Source organism: Microvirga sp. 2YAF29 (assembly GCF_052114605.1).
Taxonomy (GTDB): Bacteria; Pseudomonadota; Alphaproteobacteria; order Rhizobiales; family Beijerinckiaceae; genus Microvirga.
This window is the reverse complement of record NZ_JBFRFB010000003.1, coordinates 254,020-268,322: the sequence shown is the minus strand read 5'-3', so window position 1 is coordinate 268,322 and position 14,303 is coordinate 254,020. Positions and strand designations below refer to the sequence as shown.

Genomic DNA, 14,303 nt, shown 5'->3' with positions numbered 1-14,303 from the left:
TTGGTCAGATCAGCTCTTCTTGCGGAAGTCGTTATGACAGGCCCCGCAATTCTGCATGACCTTGGGCATTTCCGCCTTGAAGCTGGCCTCGTCCTTGATGGAGGCCATGGCGGTCTGCGCATCCTGACCGAACTTGGTCAGGGCTGCATCGAACTTCGCCTTGTTCTCCCAGATGGAGGGCAGGGCTTCCGTCTTGCCTACATCCTTGGAGTTGTCAGGGAAGAGTGTAGTCGCCTTATGGGCGTTGTCCGAAAAAACCTTGAGACCGGCTTGCACCTTCGCGAGATCGAAGGGCTCCTGGCCGCGCAGCATGCCGCCGATGGGACGCGTCTGAGCGCCCATCTGCTTCATCAGGTTCTGGCGCTGCTCGACCACATCGCTCTGTGCGATGGCCGCAGTGACACCCAGCGCCAGAAGGCTGGCGACAAAAATCATAGGCTTCATATAGTGATTCCCCATCTTACCGTACGGTGGACGTCTTTTAGCCTTGTCCGTCCCCGTCAGGAGGGACATTAGCGCATATCTCCTTACAGTTGCGCACTGGACTTTAGAACAAATCTACGTGAGGAGCCGGACGTTCCCGCCTTACTCCACCGGTTCGCCCGCAGCCGCCCAATCCTTGAACCCGCCCTTGTAATGCTCGCGGATATCCCTGCCCGCCCCTTGCGCGAATTCGAGCGCCCGGACCGACCGGACACCGGCAGCGCAGGAGAAAACGATCCGCTTGCCCTCCGGCAGAGAGGCAGGGTCGAAGGCGGACAGGGGGTGCGAGACAGCGCCGGGAATGTGGCCTGCGGCGAACTCATGAGGCTCGCGCACATCCACCACCAGGATCGAGCCTTGCTCAAGGCCTTTCTTGATGTCCTCGCGGTCGAGATCGACGACGTTCGGTGCTGATGCGTTCATGAGCAGTTCCTCCCTGAGATGCCCGATACATACCGGTTTCCCAGGGAGGTGCGCAACTTAAGCCAACGGCGGAATGCGCAGCACCCAGCCGGGCTGAATCATGTCCGGGTTCTTCACCGGCGGCGAGTTCGCCTTGACGATCTCGGTATACTTGGCGCCCTTGCCCTTGCCGTAATGCTTCTCGGCGATCTCCCACAGGGTATCGCCCTTCTGCACCGTATACATGGTGGACTGCGTGGCAGGCTGAGCGATCTGCAATTCGGAGGTGTCCACCTCGGCGACCCCATAGGTATTGCCGAGGGAGAGGATGAGCTTCTCCGCCTCCTCCTGGCTCATGGCCTGGCCGGAAAGCTTCACCTGGTCACCGTTGACCTGGATCCCGAGCTTGCTCGCATCGAAGCCATGCCCCTGCACTTCCTGCTGCAGCTTCTCGGGCGTCGCGGCGTTGGCGCTGCCGCCGAATATCTTGGCGCCCGCTTCCTTGATGAACTTGAACAGACCCATGCGCTCCTCCTTCTTCTCGCATTGGCCATGATGCAGCCAAGCTGAAACGAAGACGCGCATTCGCCGGAAACGGTTCCGCCCGGACGTATAAGGTCTGTTCAAGCCAATGTGGAGAACACGTCCGCGAGCGACGGCAGGCGATCCTTGAGGCGCAGGAGCGCGATCAGCTCGATCTGCACGACAGCCGTATCGAACTCTGTTTCGGGATCATGGTCGACACGCTGCTCGAACGCATCGAGGATTTCCTCCCTCGAGCGGCCTTTGATAGCCATGATGAAGGGGAAACCGAACTTGCGTCTGTAGTGGTCGTTGAGTTCGAGAAAGCGATCACGTTCCTCCTCCGTCAGGCTGTCGAGCCCGGCGGATGATTGCTCGTTGCGGGAATCGCTCGTGAGGTCGGCGAGCTTCAGACGCCCGGCGAGATCGGGATGCGCGCGGATGAGCGCGAGTTTCTGTTCTCGCGTTGCTTCCGACAGCACATGGACCATTGCCGCATGCAGGCCCTCCGCCGTGTCCTGCGCGGTGGTGAGACCCGCATCATATACACGCTCCGCGATCCAGGGCGAATGCTCGAACACATCGCCATAGAGTTCAATGAAGAGCCGCTTGCTCATGGTGCTGGGCTTGAGGCCTGCCGGCCGATGATGGCGCATCCAATGCCGCGCGATATCGATGCGCCGCGCCACCCACACGTCTTCATGCGATGCCACATAATCCAGGAAGCGCGCGAGCGCCGCCGCCCGGCCGGGACGTCCGACGATGCGGCAATGGAGCCCGACCGACATCACCTTCGGCGCTGTCTCGCCCTCGGCATAGAGCGTGTCGAAACTGTCTTTCAGGTAAGCGAAGAACTGGTCGCCGGAATTGAAACCCTGCGGCGAGGCAAAGCGCATGTCGTTGGCGTCCAACGTATAGGGCACGATGAGCTGAAGATCCTCGCCGTGCTCTTCCCAATAAGGTAGCTCGTCCGCATAGGAATCCGCGCTGTAGAGGAAACCGCCCTCCTCCGCCACCAGACGGTTCGTGTGCTCCGACGTGCGCCCCGTGTACCAGCCGAGCGGACGCTCTCCCGTCACCTGCGTGTGGATTCGGATCGCCTCTTTCAGATGCGCGCGCTCCTCTTCCGCCGTGAAGTCGCGATAGTCGATCCATTTGAGCCCATGGCTCGCGATCTCCCAATCCGCTTCCTTCATCGCGGCCACCGCTTCCGGATTGCGCATGAGAGCCGTCGCCACGCCGTAGACGGTGACGGGCATGTCGCGCTCGGTGAACAGGCGCCAGAGCCGCCAGAACCCGGCACGGGAGCCGTATTCGTAGATCGATTCCATGCTCATGTGACGCTGGCCGGGCCAGGGCTGCGCGCCCACGATCTCTGACAGGAACGCCTCCGATGCGCGGTCGCCGTGCAGGATATTGTTCTCGCCGCCCTCTTCGTAATTGATGACGAACTGCACGCAGATCCGCGCCTTGTTCGGCCAGCGCGGATGAGGCGGGTTACGTCCGTAGCCGGCGAGATCGCGGGGATAGGAGGTCTCGGGCATCGTCAGCTTCCTCGATAGGTGGAATAGCTCCAGGGCGAGACGAGGAGCGGAACATGATAATGGCCGTCAGGCTCGGCGATGGAGAAACGGATCGGCACGATATCCAGGAACGGCGGATTGGCCGCCGTCGCTCCGACCTCTTTGAAATAGGCGCCGACCTCGAAGACGAGTTCGTAAGTGCCCGTGCGGAACGCCTCGCCGATCATGAGCGGCGTGTCGGTGCGACCGTCGGCATTCGTGACCGTGCGCAGGACGGAGCGGCGGCTCTCTCCTTCAAGGGCGAAAAGCTCGATGGCGATGCCCCTCGCGGGCTTGCCGTTGACGGTATCCAGGACGTGGGTGGACAGGCGGCCCATGAAACCTCGCATGACGTGATGGTCCGTTAGCCTCTGGAATCTTTAGATCACCGGCTCCTCCGTCAAGCGCTCCCTGGGGCGGACGGCAATGCAGACTGCTTCTGGATCACGCTTCCTGTTGAAAAAGCCACCAAGCGGGCCTTTCGCAAATGGGGGCGCCGCCCTAGGCTATGGGTTCCTTTAGCTTTCAAGTGGCTGCATGATCGACCCGCAAATTTCCGAATGGATCAGCCAGATCCTTCGCTGGACCCACGTAATCACGGCAATCGCCTGGATCGGCTCTTCCTTTTATTTCATCCATCTCGATCTCAGTCTCAAGACGCGGGAAGGCCTCCCCCACGGGGTCGGCGGCGAGGCATGGCAGGTCCATGGCGGCGGCTTCTACAACATGCGCAAATATCTCGTTGCGCCGCCGGAACTCCCCAAGGAGCTGACCTGGTTCAAGTGGGAGAGCTATTCCACCTGGATCAGCGGCTTCTTCCTGATCGTGTGGGTCTATTACCTCCAGGCCAATCTCTACACCATCGATCCGGCCGTCATGGCCCTGGAGCCCTGGCAGGTCCCCGTCATCGGCCTCGGCGGCATCGCCCTGAGCTGGCTGGTCTATGAGGGCCTGTGCCGCTCAGCCCTCGGCAAGAATGGGCTCGTGCTCGGCATTGTGCTGTTCGTCTACATCCTGCTCGCGGCCTTCATCTTCACGCAGGTCTTCAACGGCCGGGCGGCGTTCCTTCATACAGGCGCGATGATCGCCACCTGGATGTCGGCCAGCGTCTTCTTCGTTATCATCCCGAACCAGAAGAAGGTCGTCGCCACCCTGCTGGCCGGAGGCTCGCCAGACCCGAAACTCGGCAAGGAAGCCAAGCTCCGCTCCACCCACAACAACTACCTGACGCTGCCCGTCATCTTCCTGATGCTCTCGAACCATTACCCGCTGGCGTGGTCCTCGCGCTATTCGGTGGCGATCATCGGGCTCATCCTGATCGCGGGCGCGGTGATCCGGCACTTCTTCAACTCGCAGCACGCGGGCAAGGGATCGCCCTGGTGGACATGGGGCGTGGCGGCGGCCAGCGTAGCCCTCGCAATCTGGCTCTCCATCATCGGCAAGCCGGGCAACGCCAACATGGCAGACGCTTCTGCGCCGGTCGAAGTCGCGGCCTCCTTTGACGAGGCCGTCCTCGCGATCCAGTCGCGCTGCTCCATGTGCCACGCGGCCGAGCCGGTCTGGGAGGGCATTCCCGTCGCCCCGAAGGGCGTGCGCCTCGATACGCCCGAGGAAATCGAGCGGCACGGGGAGATGATCCGGGTTCAGAGTGTACTTACCCACGCCATGCCGCCGAACAACATCACCGAAATGACGCTCGATGAGCGTAAGGCCGTCGCCACCTGGCTTGCCGCTAAGGAAACAGCGACGCGCTGATCGCTCGCTGCGCATTGCCGACGTCTAACCACAAGAAACCCACAGGAGGATTCCATGTCCGAACTGACATTGCAGGCTGCCCAAACCATCGTCACGACCACCATCAAGACCGCCCGCGAAAAGAACCTGAAGCCGATCTCGGTCGTGGTCTACGATGAACGCGGCGCCCTCAAGGCTCTCCTCTCCGAGGACGGCACCAGCCTCAAGCGCGCCGAGATCGCCATGGGCAAGGCCTATGGCGCCCTGGCGCTGGGCGTAGGCTCGCGCGCCATTCACAAAATGGCGACCGACCGGGCCTATTTCGTCGCCGCGGCGACCCATGCGATCGGCGGCCAGCTCGTTCCCGTCCCCGGCGGTGTGCTGATCAAGGATCCCCAGGGCAAGATCCTCGGAGCGGTGGGCGTCTCGGGCGATACATCGGACAATGACGAGATCGCCGCGGCCGCAGGAATCGAAGCCGCCGGACTGGTCTTCGACGCCGGAGCCTGATTTTTTTCTCCACATCTCAAAGCCTTGCCAGCCTTGGGTTTCATTGTTACTCAGGGATAGTACTGGACATAAACAGTTGATTGATCAACAAATAGGACAAGGTTACTGCCACGTCGGGTAGAACCGAAAAATTCTCTCAACTACGGAAACGAAAACCAGAAAGGGAACGCATCCGATGTCATCATGGATTAAACGCACGGCTCTCGCAGCCGTAGCCACGGTTGCCCTCATGGGCGCCGCCTCGGCCGAGGTCGTCTACAACCGAGCTAATTCTGGCGAGCCAGAGACGCTCGACACCCACAAGACCTCGACTGTGCAGGAATCCCATATCCTGCGTGACATGCTCGAAGGCCTGCTCACCTACAACGCCAAAGGCGAGGCGATTGCCGGCCAGGCCTCCAAGTGGGAGATCGCCGACGACGGAAAGACGTACCGCTTCACGCTGCGCGACGGCATCAAATGGTCCAACGGCGACCCCGTGACAGCGGAAGATTTCGTCTATTCCTATCGCCGCATCATGGATCCGGCGACGGGCGCGAAATACGCCAACATCCTGTTCCCAATCCTCAACGCTGAGAAGATCAACAAGGGTCAGGCCAAGGTCGAGGAACTGGGCGTCAAGGCCGTCGACCTCAAGACCCTTGAGATCAAGCTCGAAGCACCCACCCCGTACTTCCTCGAGCTTCTAACCCACCAGACCAGCCTTCCGGTGCACCGTGCCTCTGTCGAGAAGTTTGGCAAGGACTTCGTGAAGCCCGGCAACATGGTGACGAACGGCGCCTACAAGCTCGTTGAGTTCGTACCGAATTCGCACATCAAGCTCGTCAAGAACGAGAACTACTACGACGCCAAGAACGTCAAGATCGACACGGTCATGTTCTACCCGACCTCCGACTTCGCGGCGATGGTCCGTCGCTATGAAGCCGGCGAGCTGGACACCACCGACGACGTGCCTGCCGACCAGATGAAGTCGCTCAAGGAGCGCTTCAAGGATCAGGTCAAGCTCGGCCCGTATCTCGGCACCTGGTACTTCGTCGTGAACTCCTCCAAGGCTCCGTTCAACGACGTGCGCGTGCGCCAGGCTCTCTCCATGCTCATCGACCGCGAGTTCATCGCCGAGCAGATTTGGGGTCAGACCATGCAGCCCGGCTACTCGTTCGTTCCTCCGGGACTGAGCAACTACGGCGAGCCGGCTTACCTGGACTACAAGGACATGTCGCCGATCGACCGCGAGGAAAAGGCGAAGGCTCTTCTCAAGGACGCAGGCTTCGGACCCGGCAAGCCGCTGAAGGTCGAGATCCGCTACAACACCACTGACAACAACCGCAACTCGGCCATTGCCATTGCCGAGCAGTGGAAGCAGGCCGGCATCGAAGTTTCCTTCATCAATACGGACGGCAAGACCCACTTTGCCCACCTGCGTGATGGCGGCGACTTCGACGTGGCCCGTTACGGCTGGATTGCCGACTATTCCGACCCGAACGTGTTCCTCTTCCTACTCAAGAGCGACAACAAAGGCTTCAACTACGGCAAGTACATCAACGCCGACTACGACAAGCTGATCGATCAGGCCGCCAAGGAACTCGACCTCCAGAAGCGCGCTGCCATCATGAAGCAGGCAGAAACCATCCTTGCCAAGGATATCCCCTGGATCCCGATCATGTACTACGGCAAGAGCAACCTGATCTCGCCGAAGATCCAGGGCTTCGTGCAAAACTCACGCGGTGTTTATCCGACGCGTTTCCTCTCGAAGACGCAGTAAAATAAATAGTCGGAAAGGGGCGGCCTGAAGATCAGGCCGCCCTATTCTTTTATCCGTTATCGCGTTTCAACGGAGGAGCCTGCCGTGCTCTCCTTCATCTTGCGCCGTCTTCTTTCGGCCGTCCCGACGTTGTTCATCATCGTCACGATCTCGTTCTTCCTTATTCGCCTCGCCCCCGGCGGCCCGTTCGACCTCGAACGCCCGCTCGAAGCGAAGGTGATGGAGAACCTCAATAAGATTTATCAGCTCGATAAGCCGCTCATCGAGCAGTACTGGCTCTATCTCGGCGCCGTCATGCGCGGCGATTTCGGCCCGTCCTTCATCCTGCGGGACTTCTCCGTCAGCGAATTGTTTGCGCGTGGCCTGCCTATCTCGGTGACGCTGGGAGGCCTTGCCCTGTCCTTCGCGGTCCTCGTCGGCGGCACGCTCGGCGCTATCGCCGCATTCCGCCAGAATAGCACCGTCGATTACATGGTCACCGGCATAGGCGCTCTCGGCCTGACCATCCCGAGCTTCGTCGTGGCGCCGGTCTTCCAGATCATCTTTGGCCTTACTCTCGCCTGGCTGCCCTTGGCCGGCTGGGCAAATGGAAGCTTACGCAACCTCGTCATGCCCGTGCTCGTGCTGGCCCTGCCCCAGATCGCGGTGGTGTCGCGCATGACCCGCGCGGCGATGATCGAGAACCTGCGTTCCAACCACATCCGCACCCTGCGCTCGCTTGGCTTGCCGACCCGCGTGATCGTGGTCCATGCCCTGCGCGGTGCGGCCCTGCCGGTCGTCTCTTATCTGGGCCCTGCGGCAGCGGCGCTGCTCACCGGCTCGGTGGTGGTCGAAACCATCTTCGGCCTGCCGGGCATCGGACGCTACTTCGTCGAAGGCGCTCTCAACCGCGATTACACCCTCGTCATGGGCACGGTCGTCGTGGTCGCCGTCTTCGTTCTGCTCTTCAACCTCGTGGTCGATATCCTCTACGCGCTTATCGATCCGCGCATCCGTTACGATTGAGGTGGATCATGGCTGAAGGCGCTGTTCTTCCTATCGAAGTCACAACCGGTCCGGTCGTCACCGGCCGCTCCCTCTGGGTCGAGGCGCGCGGACGCCTCGTCCGCAACCGGGCCGCTCTCACCAGCATCATCGTGCTGAGCCTAGTCGCCCTTGCCTGTATCTTCGGTCCCTTCTTCACCGGGCACCCCTTCGACCGGGTCTATCCCGATTACGTGAAGGTTCCGGCGAGCATCGAGGCCTATCCCAAGGCCGATCAGGTCGAGCCCAACATCGAGCGCATCGGCTCGCGTGTGCGGGCCAAGGCGGAGAACATCAATATCGACGATGGCGTCGTGCACATGACCCTCGTTAGCACCAGCACCCGCCCCATCGACGAGCGGCTGCTCGCCTATTTCGAGCGGTCCGATCTCTTCGGCACGGCCAAGGTGGTGGAGCGGCAGGACGAGGGCCGCAAGCTCATCGTCGACGTGCCCGTACGCCAACAATATTTCTTTTTTGGCACGGACACGAACGGGCGCGATCTCCTGACCCGCACCATGAAGGCGGGACAGATCTCGCTGGCCATTGGTCTGCTCGCGACTCTCGTCGCCATTCTGATCGGCGTGATCTACGGCGCGACATCGGGCTATCTTGGTGGGCGTGTCGATCTCGTGATGATGCGCATCGTCGATGTCCTCTATTCCCTGCCCTTCATCTTCTTCGTGATCATGCTGGTCGTCTTCTTCGGCCGCAATTTCATCCTCATGTTCATCGCGGTGGGAGCGGTGGAATGGCTCGACATGGCCCGTATCGTTCGCGGCCAGACGCTCTCCATCAAACGCCAGGAATACGTGCAGGCGGCGGAAGCGCTCGGCGTCGAGACGAAGGGCATCATCCGCCGTCACGTGATCCCGAACACCCTCGGTCCCGTCGTCGTCTACATGACGCTGCTCGTGCCGAAGGTGATCCTGCTGGAAAGCTTCCTTTCCTTCCTCGGTCTCGGCGTCCAGGAGCCCAATACCAGCCTCGGCGTGCTCATCTCGGAGGGTGCCAAGAACATTCAGGGCGCTACCTGGATGCTGATCTATCCGTCCATCACGCTTGTCGCGATCCTGTTCTGCCTGAACTTCATCGGCGACGGCTTGCGCGATGCTCTCGACCCCAAGGATCGATGACATGATCGCTGACATGACAGAATCCGTTCTTTCCGTCCGCAACCTTCACGTCCGCTTCCGCACCGGCGACGGCATTCTCCATGCCGTGAAGGGCATCGACCTCGACATCCCGCCCGGCGAGACCGTCGCCATCGTGGGCGAGTCCGGCTCCGGCAAGAGCCAGACCATGATGTCGGTGATGGGCCTTCTCGCCTCGAACGGCTGGGCCGAAGGCTCGGTGAAGTATCGCGGCCAGGAGCTTGTCGGCCTCTCGCCCGACAAGCTCAACGCCTATCGCGGCTCGAAGCTCACAATGATCTTCCAGGAGCCGATGACCTCGCTCGATCCGCTCTACCGGATCGGCGAGCAGCTGGCGCTTCCGCTCACCACCCATGGCGGCCTGAGCAAGTCAGCCGCGAGAAAGCGCGCCATCGAGCTTCTGGAGCTTGTGCGCATTCCCGATCCCGCGCGTCGCATCGACGCCTACCCGCACGAAATGTCCGGCGGCCAGCGCCAGCGCGTGATGATCGCCATGGCGCTCGCCAACAATCCGGACGTGCTCATCGCCGACGAGCCGACAACGGCCCTCGACGTGACGGTGCAGGCGCAGATCCTTGAGCTTCTGCGCGACCTTCAGAAGCGCCTCGGCATGTCGATCGTGTTCATCACCCATGATCTCGGCATCGTACGCCGCTTTGCGGATCATACCTATGTGATGAAGCGTGGCGAGGTGGTCGAGAGCGGTCGCACGGCCGACCTCTTCGCCGCTCCCAAGCATCCCTATACGCAAATGCTCATCGATGCGGAGCCGAGAGGGAGCAAGGAGCCTGCACCCGCGAACTCGCCCGTGATCCTCGACGCCCAGAATATGGGGGTGACTTTCACGCTCGAGAAAAGCTTCTTCGGGAAGGCCACCCATATCCTGCGCGCCGTCGATGACGTGAGCCTCACGGTGCGCGCCGGCGAGACGGTGGGCGTGGTGGGTGAATCCGGCTCCGGAAAGTCCACCCTCGGCCGCGCCATCCTTAAGCTGCAACCTGCCTCCGGAATGGTGCGCTTCGAAGACCGCAACCTCGCCCCGCTCGACCGCGCGGGTATGCGCCCCTTGCGCCGTCATCTTCAGCTGGTGTTCCAGGATCCGTTCGGCTCCCTCTCCCCGCGCATGACCTCGGGTGAGATCGTGACTGAGGGCCTGCTCGTCCACGAGCCCAGCATCTCGCGCAAGGAGCGTGACCGCCGCGCGGCTCAGGCCTTCGAGGAGGTGCAGCTCGATCCGGCCTGGCGCAACCGCTTCCCGCACGAGTTCTCCGGCGGCCAGCGTCAGCGCATCGCCATTGCCCGCGCCATGATCCTGCATCCCAAGCTCGTTGTGCTCGACGAGCCGACCTCGGCCCTCGACCGCTCGGTGCAGAAGGAAATCGTGGAGCTGCTGCGCGGCCTGCAGAAGGCCCACGGCCTCGCTTACGTCTTCATCAGCCACGACCTCGCGGTCGTGCGTGCGCTCTCCGATGAGATCATGGTGATGAAGAGCGGAAAGGTCGTGGAGCGAGGCACGGCGGAAGAGATCTTCGAGCGTCCCCGCGAGGACTACACCCGCGATCTCATTGCCGCCGCGTTCCTGACCGAGCTCCAAAAGGCCGAAGCTCAGGGCGCGCCTCTGGCGTCCTGATCTCGGAACCGAACCCCATGGCACGGATTTGATCTTTGTTCACCGCGTGATCTCGTGCGGTGAACCGGTACCCACTTCACCGGATCATGCTCTGCACCATGGCAAAGCTCGCAAGCTATCGCGCCAAGCGCGACTTCACCAAGACATCCGAGCCGTCGGGGAAAGCGCCTCGGCGCAAGGGTTCGTCCTTCGTCATCCAGAAGCATGACGCCTCCCGCCTGCACTACGATTTCCGCCTCGAACTCGAAGGCGTCCTGAAGAGCTGGGCCGTCGCCAAGGGGCCGAGCCTCGTCAAAGGCGAAAAGCGCCTCGCGGTCGAGGTCGAGGACCACCCGCTCGCTTACGGAAGCTTCGAGGGCACGATTCCCGCAGGCCAATATGGCGGCGGCACGGTTCTGCTCTGGGACCGAGGCACCTGGGAGCCCGAAGGCGATCCGCATGACGCCTACGAGAAAGGCCGCCTCACCTTCCGTCTCGACGGCGAGAAGCTGCACGGCACCTGGCATCTGGTCCGCATGGCGAGGCGCCCGCGCGAGAAACAGCCGTCATGGCTCCTGATCAAGGCCGAGGATTCCTATGCCCGCTCCGAGGACGATCCCGACATTCTGGAAGAAGCGCCGCTCTCCGTGAAAACCGGCTGTTCCATTGAGGAGATCGCGCCGGCTCGTGCGAAGAAAGCCGCTGCCAAAAAGCCCGCATCATCCAAGAAGGCCGACACGGTAAAATCCGAAAAGCCTGCCGCAAGCGCAAAGAAAGCCTCTTCATCTGACAAGGCGAAGTCTCCGAGCGTCGAAGTCGCGGGCGTTCCGCTCACCAGTCCTGACCGCCTGCTCTGGGAGGATCAGGGGCTTACGAAGCAGGAGCTGGCGGAATTCTATACCGGCATCGCCGAGTGGCTGCTGCCGCATCTGGTGAACCGTCCCCTCACCTTGATCCGCTGCCCCGCAGGTATGGAGAAAAAGTGCTTCGTGCAGCGCCATTCCTGGGCCAGCATGAGTTCGTTCATCCATGCCGATCATGTCAGTGACGGTAAGGAGAAAACCGAAATCCTCACCGTCAGGGACATCCAGGGCGTCGTCGCGCTTGTGCAATCAGGCGTTATGGAAATGCATGTGTGGGGAGCGACACTCGCCGATCCCGAGCGCCCCGACCGCCTCATCTTCGATTTCGATCCCGATGAAGGTCTGGAATGGCCGCATGTGATCGAAGCCGCATTCGCCATACGCGATCGCTTGAAATCCTTGGGGCTGGAAAGCTTCGTGAAGACCACCGGCGGCAAGGGTCTGCATGTTGTGGTGCCGATAGCGCCGAAGGCTTCGTGGAAGGATGCCCTGTCCTTCACACGCAGCATCGCGGAAGCAATGGAGGCAGATGAGCCGGATCGCTACACATCCATGTCCGTGAAGCAGGAGCGCAAGGGCAAGATCTTCATCGATTATCTGCGCAACAACCGCGAGGCATCTGCCATCGCTCCCTACTCGACCCGCTCACGCCCCGGCGCACCTGTTGCAACGCCGATTGCATGGGGGGAGTTGACGCCCGATCTCAAGCCGAACGGCTTCACGGTCGAGAATTTAGGAAAGCGCCTGAAGGCTTTGCGAAAAGACCCATGGGCGGCTATCGGCAAGATCGATCAGGAGCTTCCCGGCAAGCCGAAGACCAAGCGCTTGTCGCGTAAAAATTCGTAACCCCTGTGTCATTCCGGGGCGCCATAGGCGAGCCCGGAACCCATAATCGTGACGGTGCAAGGAAGAGCGTAGTTTCATCCACTTGCTTCATTCCGCATCTGCAGTGTTTATGGGTTCCGGCTCTCGCTAGTGCTCGCCCCGGAATGACAAAGAGTGGTCCACGTCCTGAAGATCTCAGAACAAAGGCGCCCGAATCCCTTCCACGCGGAATGTCTCCTGTACAGCGGGACGCGCAGCAACGCGCTCGGCCAGAGCATTGAGATTGGGAATGCTCCTTGCCGGACGGGGCATGAAGCGGCTCCAGCGGATCAGCATGAAGAGGAAGAGATCGGCGGCGGAACAATGATCGCCCAGAAGCCAGGGATTGTCGCCGAGCTGTTCGGAGATGACATCGAACATGCGGTTGAGCCGTTCACCTGCGGCCTGCTTCACGCTGGGTGCGGCGGCTTCGTCGCTCACATGCTCGTGCGGATAGAACCACGCGCGGAATTCCACCTGCGGCGTATTGGTGAGGTGAATCATCCATTTGTAGAATTCAGGCCGCTCCTTCGTTCCCAGTCGCGGGGCAAGCCCGGAATCCGCGAACTTGTCCGCGATATGGATCGCAATCGCAGCGGTTTCGAACAGGACGATATCGTCATCGATCAGGACCGGTATGCGACCGTTCGGGTTGAGCCTGAGATATTCATCATTCTTATGCGCGTCGCCCTGCCGGTCGATGAAGCGCAGCTCGAACTCCGCGCCAGCCTCTCTCAGCATCATATGGGGCAGGAGGCTAGCTAAGCCTGGATAATAATAGAGAGCGAGCATTGACCGCGCCTTTCGAGGTTCCGAACAATCCGTAAGCGTTCGCCACGGCTTGGTAAAGATGAGCGGCCCCAGGATCCAAACCTTCCTTTCACGCGTCCTCGCCCTATCGTTTGACTGACATGGAGGCACGGGTGATGAGCGACTTGAAGGACCTGATGGAGAAACTGCAGGTCAAGCCGGGCGAGAAGGCGAAGTTGAAGGATCGTGATCCACGGGACTTGTCCTTCTTCGATGAAGAGGAGGAGACGAAAGGGGCAACCGCCGCTCTCGCGAAGGAGATCGACGTCCTTCAGGACCGCCTCTATGCGGAAGGCTCGCGCTCTCTTCTCGTGGTGCTTCAGGGCACCGATACCGCAGGCAAGGACGGCACCATCCGAGGCGTGTTCAATTCGACCGGACCCTTGGGCGTTATCGTCACCCCCTTCGGGCCGCCGACCAGGACAGAGCTTGCCCATGATTATCTATGGCGGATACATGCCGCCTGCCCGCGACGAGGCACCATCGGCATCTTCAACCGCTCGCATTACGAGAGCGTGCTCATCGAGAAGGTCAAGAAGCTCTCGCCGGCCAAGGACATCGAGCAGCGTTACGACGAGATCAACGCCTTCGAAAAGCACCTGGCCGAGAACGGCACGACGATCCTGAAATTCATGCTTCACATCTCGAAGAGCGAGCAGAAGGAGCGTCTGCAGGAGCGCCTCGATGATCCGACGAAGAACTGGAAGTTTAACCCCGCAGATTTGGAAGACCGTAAGCTCTGGGACGAATATCAGGAAGCCTATGAAACCATGCTGCACCGCTGTTCGACACCTTGGGCGCCATGGTATGTGATCCCCGCCAACCGTAAATGGGTGCGCAACGCCGCCGTCGCGAGAATCGTGAAGGGCATGCTCGAGGCCATGGATCCGCAATACCCCAAGCCGAACTGGAACCCTGGAGACTTCACGATCCTCTAATATCTCCCACCTTCGTCGAAGGCACTCTTCGAAGGCACTTGCCGAGACGGGGGTTCAGCGCGACAAT

Annotated in this window: 14 protein-coding genes; 8 read left to right on the top strand and 6 right to left on the bottom strand. The window is 61.0% G+C overall.

Annotation, left to right across the window (positions count from 1 at the left end):
• Positions 1 to 9: 9 nt before the first annotated feature.
• The 5 genes from AB4Y85_RS05890 to uraH all read right to left on the bottom strand — a co-directional run bounded on the left by AB4Y85_RS05890 (position 10) and on the right by uraH (position 3,307).
• Positions 10 to 444, bottom strand: a complete 435-nt coding sequence (locus AB4Y85_RS05890) for a c-type cytochrome (RefSeq protein WP_441983933.1) — start codon at positions 442 to 444, stop codon at positions 10 to 12.
• A gap of 141 nt (positions 445 to 585) precedes the next feature.
• Entirely contained in the window at positions 586 to 906 is a 321-nt protein-coding gene (locus tag AB4Y85_RS05885) for a rhodanese-like domain-containing protein (RefSeq protein WP_441983932.1), read from the bottom strand.
• Positions 907 to 963: 57 nt separating this feature from the next.
• On the bottom strand, positions 964 to 1,410 hold the full coding sequence (gene lysM, locus AB4Y85_RS05880; RefSeq protein WP_441983931.1) for a peptidoglycan-binding protein LysM: 447 nt from the start codon (positions 1,408 to 1,410) through the stop codon (positions 964 to 966).
• A 98-nt stretch (positions 1,411 to 1,508) separates the two neighbouring features.
• Positions 1,509 to 2,951: an allantoinase PuuE gene (gene puuE / locus AB4Y85_RS05875; protein WP_441983930.1), complete on the bottom strand. Its 1,443-nt coding sequence runs from the start codon at positions 2,949 to 2,951 to the stop codon at positions 1,509 to 1,511.
• 2 nt (positions 2,952 to 2,953) lie between these two features.
• Positions 2,954 to 3,307: a hydroxyisourate hydrolase gene (gene uraH, locus AB4Y85_RS05870; RefSeq protein WP_441983929.1), complete on the bottom strand. Its 354-nt coding sequence runs from the start codon at positions 3,305 to 3,307 to the stop codon at positions 2,954 to 2,956.
• Between the two features lie 199 nt (positions 3,308 to 3,506).
• Between uraH and AB4Y85_RS05865 the strand changes: the two genes are divergently transcribed.
• The 7 genes from AB4Y85_RS05865 (at position 3,507) to ligD (ending at position 12,470) form a co-directional block, all read left to right on the top strand.
• Positions 3,507 to 4,724: a urate hydroxylase PuuD gene (locus tag AB4Y85_RS05865; protein WP_441983928.1), complete on the top strand. Its 1,218-nt coding sequence runs from the start codon at positions 3,507 to 3,509 to the stop codon at positions 4,722 to 4,724.
• A gap of 54 nt (positions 4,725 to 4,778) precedes the next feature.
• Positions 4,779 to 5,213, top strand: coding sequence for a GlcG/HbpS family heme-binding protein (locus AB4Y85_RS05860; protein WP_441983927.1), 435 nt, complete (start codon positions 4,779 to 4,781; stop codon positions 5,211 to 5,213).
• 175 nt (positions 5,214 to 5,388) lie between these two features.
• A complete protein-coding gene (locus AB4Y85_RS05855; RefSeq protein ID WP_441983926.1) occupies positions 5,389 to 6,975 on the top strand; it encodes a peptide ABC transporter substrate-binding protein in 1,587 nt (528 codons plus the stop codon).
• A gap of 84 nt (positions 6,976 to 7,059) precedes the next feature.
• Entirely contained in the window at positions 7,060 to 7,980 is a 921-nt protein-coding gene (locus tag AB4Y85_RS05850; protein ID WP_441983925.1) for an ABC transporter permease subunit, read from the top strand.
• A gap of 8 nt (positions 7,981 to 7,988) precedes the next feature.
• Positions 7,989 to 9,134, top strand: coding sequence for an ABC transporter permease subunit (locus AB4Y85_RS05845; protein WP_441983924.1), 1,146 nt, complete (start codon positions 7,989 to 7,991; stop codon positions 9,132 to 9,134).
• A 1-nt stretch (position 9,135) separates the two neighbouring features.
• The gene (locus tag AB4Y85_RS05840; RefSeq protein ID WP_441983923.1) at positions 9,136 to 10,782 is read left to right on the top strand and encodes an ABC transporter ATP-binding protein; all 1,647 of its coding nucleotides are present in this window, start codon (positions 9,136 to 9,138) and stop codon (positions 10,780 to 10,782) included.
• A 98-nt stretch (positions 10,783 to 10,880) separates the two neighbouring features.
• A complete protein-coding gene (gene ligD, locus AB4Y85_RS05835) occupies positions 10,881 to 12,470 on the top strand; it encodes a non-homologous end-joining DNA ligase (RefSeq protein WP_441983922.1) in 1,590 nt (529 codons plus the stop codon).
• Positions 12,471 to 12,644: 174 nt separating this feature from the next.
• Here the strand turns inward: ligD and AB4Y85_RS05830 are convergent, their stop codons facing one another.
• A complete protein-coding gene (locus AB4Y85_RS05830; protein WP_441983921.1) occupies positions 12,645 to 13,280 on the bottom strand; it encodes a glutathione S-transferase family protein in 636 nt (211 codons plus the stop codon).
• Positions 13,281 to 13,414: 134 nt separating this feature from the next.
• On the opposite strand from AB4Y85_RS05830, the gene AB4Y85_RS05825 reads away from it, so the two are divergent.
• On the top strand, positions 13,415 to 14,236 hold the full coding sequence (locus tag AB4Y85_RS05825) for a polyphosphate kinase 2 family protein (RefSeq protein WP_441983920.1): 822 nt from the start codon (positions 13,415 to 13,417) through the stop codon (positions 14,234 to 14,236).
• Positions 14,237 to 14,303: the final 67 nt, after the last annotated feature.

Bases quoted from the DNA above. Each gene is read 5' to 3' on its own strand.
- AB4Y85_RS05890 (WP_441983933.1), bottom strand. From the start codon at position 444: ATGAAGCCTATGATTTTTGTCGCCAGCCTTCTGGCGCTGGGTGTCACT.
- AB4Y85_RS05885 (WP_441983932.1), bottom strand. From the start codon at position 906: ATGAACGCATCAGCACCGAACGTCGTCGATCTCGACCGCGAGGACATC.
- lysM (WP_441983931.1), bottom strand. From the start codon at position 1,410: ATGGGTCTGTTCAAGTTCATCAAGGAAGCGGGCGCCAAGATATTCGGC.
- puuE (WP_441983930.1), bottom strand. From the start codon at position 2,951: ATGCCCGAGACCTCCTATCCCCGCGATCTCGCCGGCTACGGACGTAAC.
- uraH (WP_441983929.1), bottom strand. From the start codon at position 3,307: ATGGGCCGCCTGTCCACCCACGTCCTGGATACCGTCAACGGCAAGCCC.
- AB4Y85_RS05865 (WP_441983928.1), top strand. From the start codon at position 3,507: ATGATCGACCCGCAAATTTCCGAATGGATCAGCCAGATCCTTCGCTGG.
- AB4Y85_RS05860 (WP_441983927.1), top strand. From the start codon at position 4,779: ATGTCCGAACTGACATTGCAGGCTGCCCAAACCATCGTCACGACCACC.
- AB4Y85_RS05855 (WP_441983926.1), top strand. From the start codon at position 5,389: ATGTCATCATGGATTAAACGCACGGCTCTCGCAGCCGTAGCCACGGTT.
- AB4Y85_RS05845 (WP_441983924.1), top strand. From the start codon at position 7,989: ATGGCTGAAGGCGCTGTTCTTCCTATCGAAGTCACAACCGGTCCGGTC.
- AB4Y85_RS05840 (WP_441983923.1), top strand. From the start codon at position 9,136: ATGATCGCTGACATGACAGAATCCGTTCTTTCCGTCCGCAACCTTCAC.
- ligD (WP_441983922.1), top strand. From the start codon at position 10,881: ATGGCAAAGCTCGCAAGCTATCGCGCCAAGCGCGACTTCACCAAGACA.
- AB4Y85_RS05830 (WP_441983921.1), bottom strand. From the start codon at position 13,280: ATGCTCGCTCTCTATTATTATCCAGGCTTAGCTAGCCTCCTGCCCCAT.
- AB4Y85_RS05825 (WP_441983920.1), top strand. From the start codon at position 13,415: ATGAGCGACTTGAAGGACCTGATGGAGAAACTGCAGGTCAAGCCGGGC.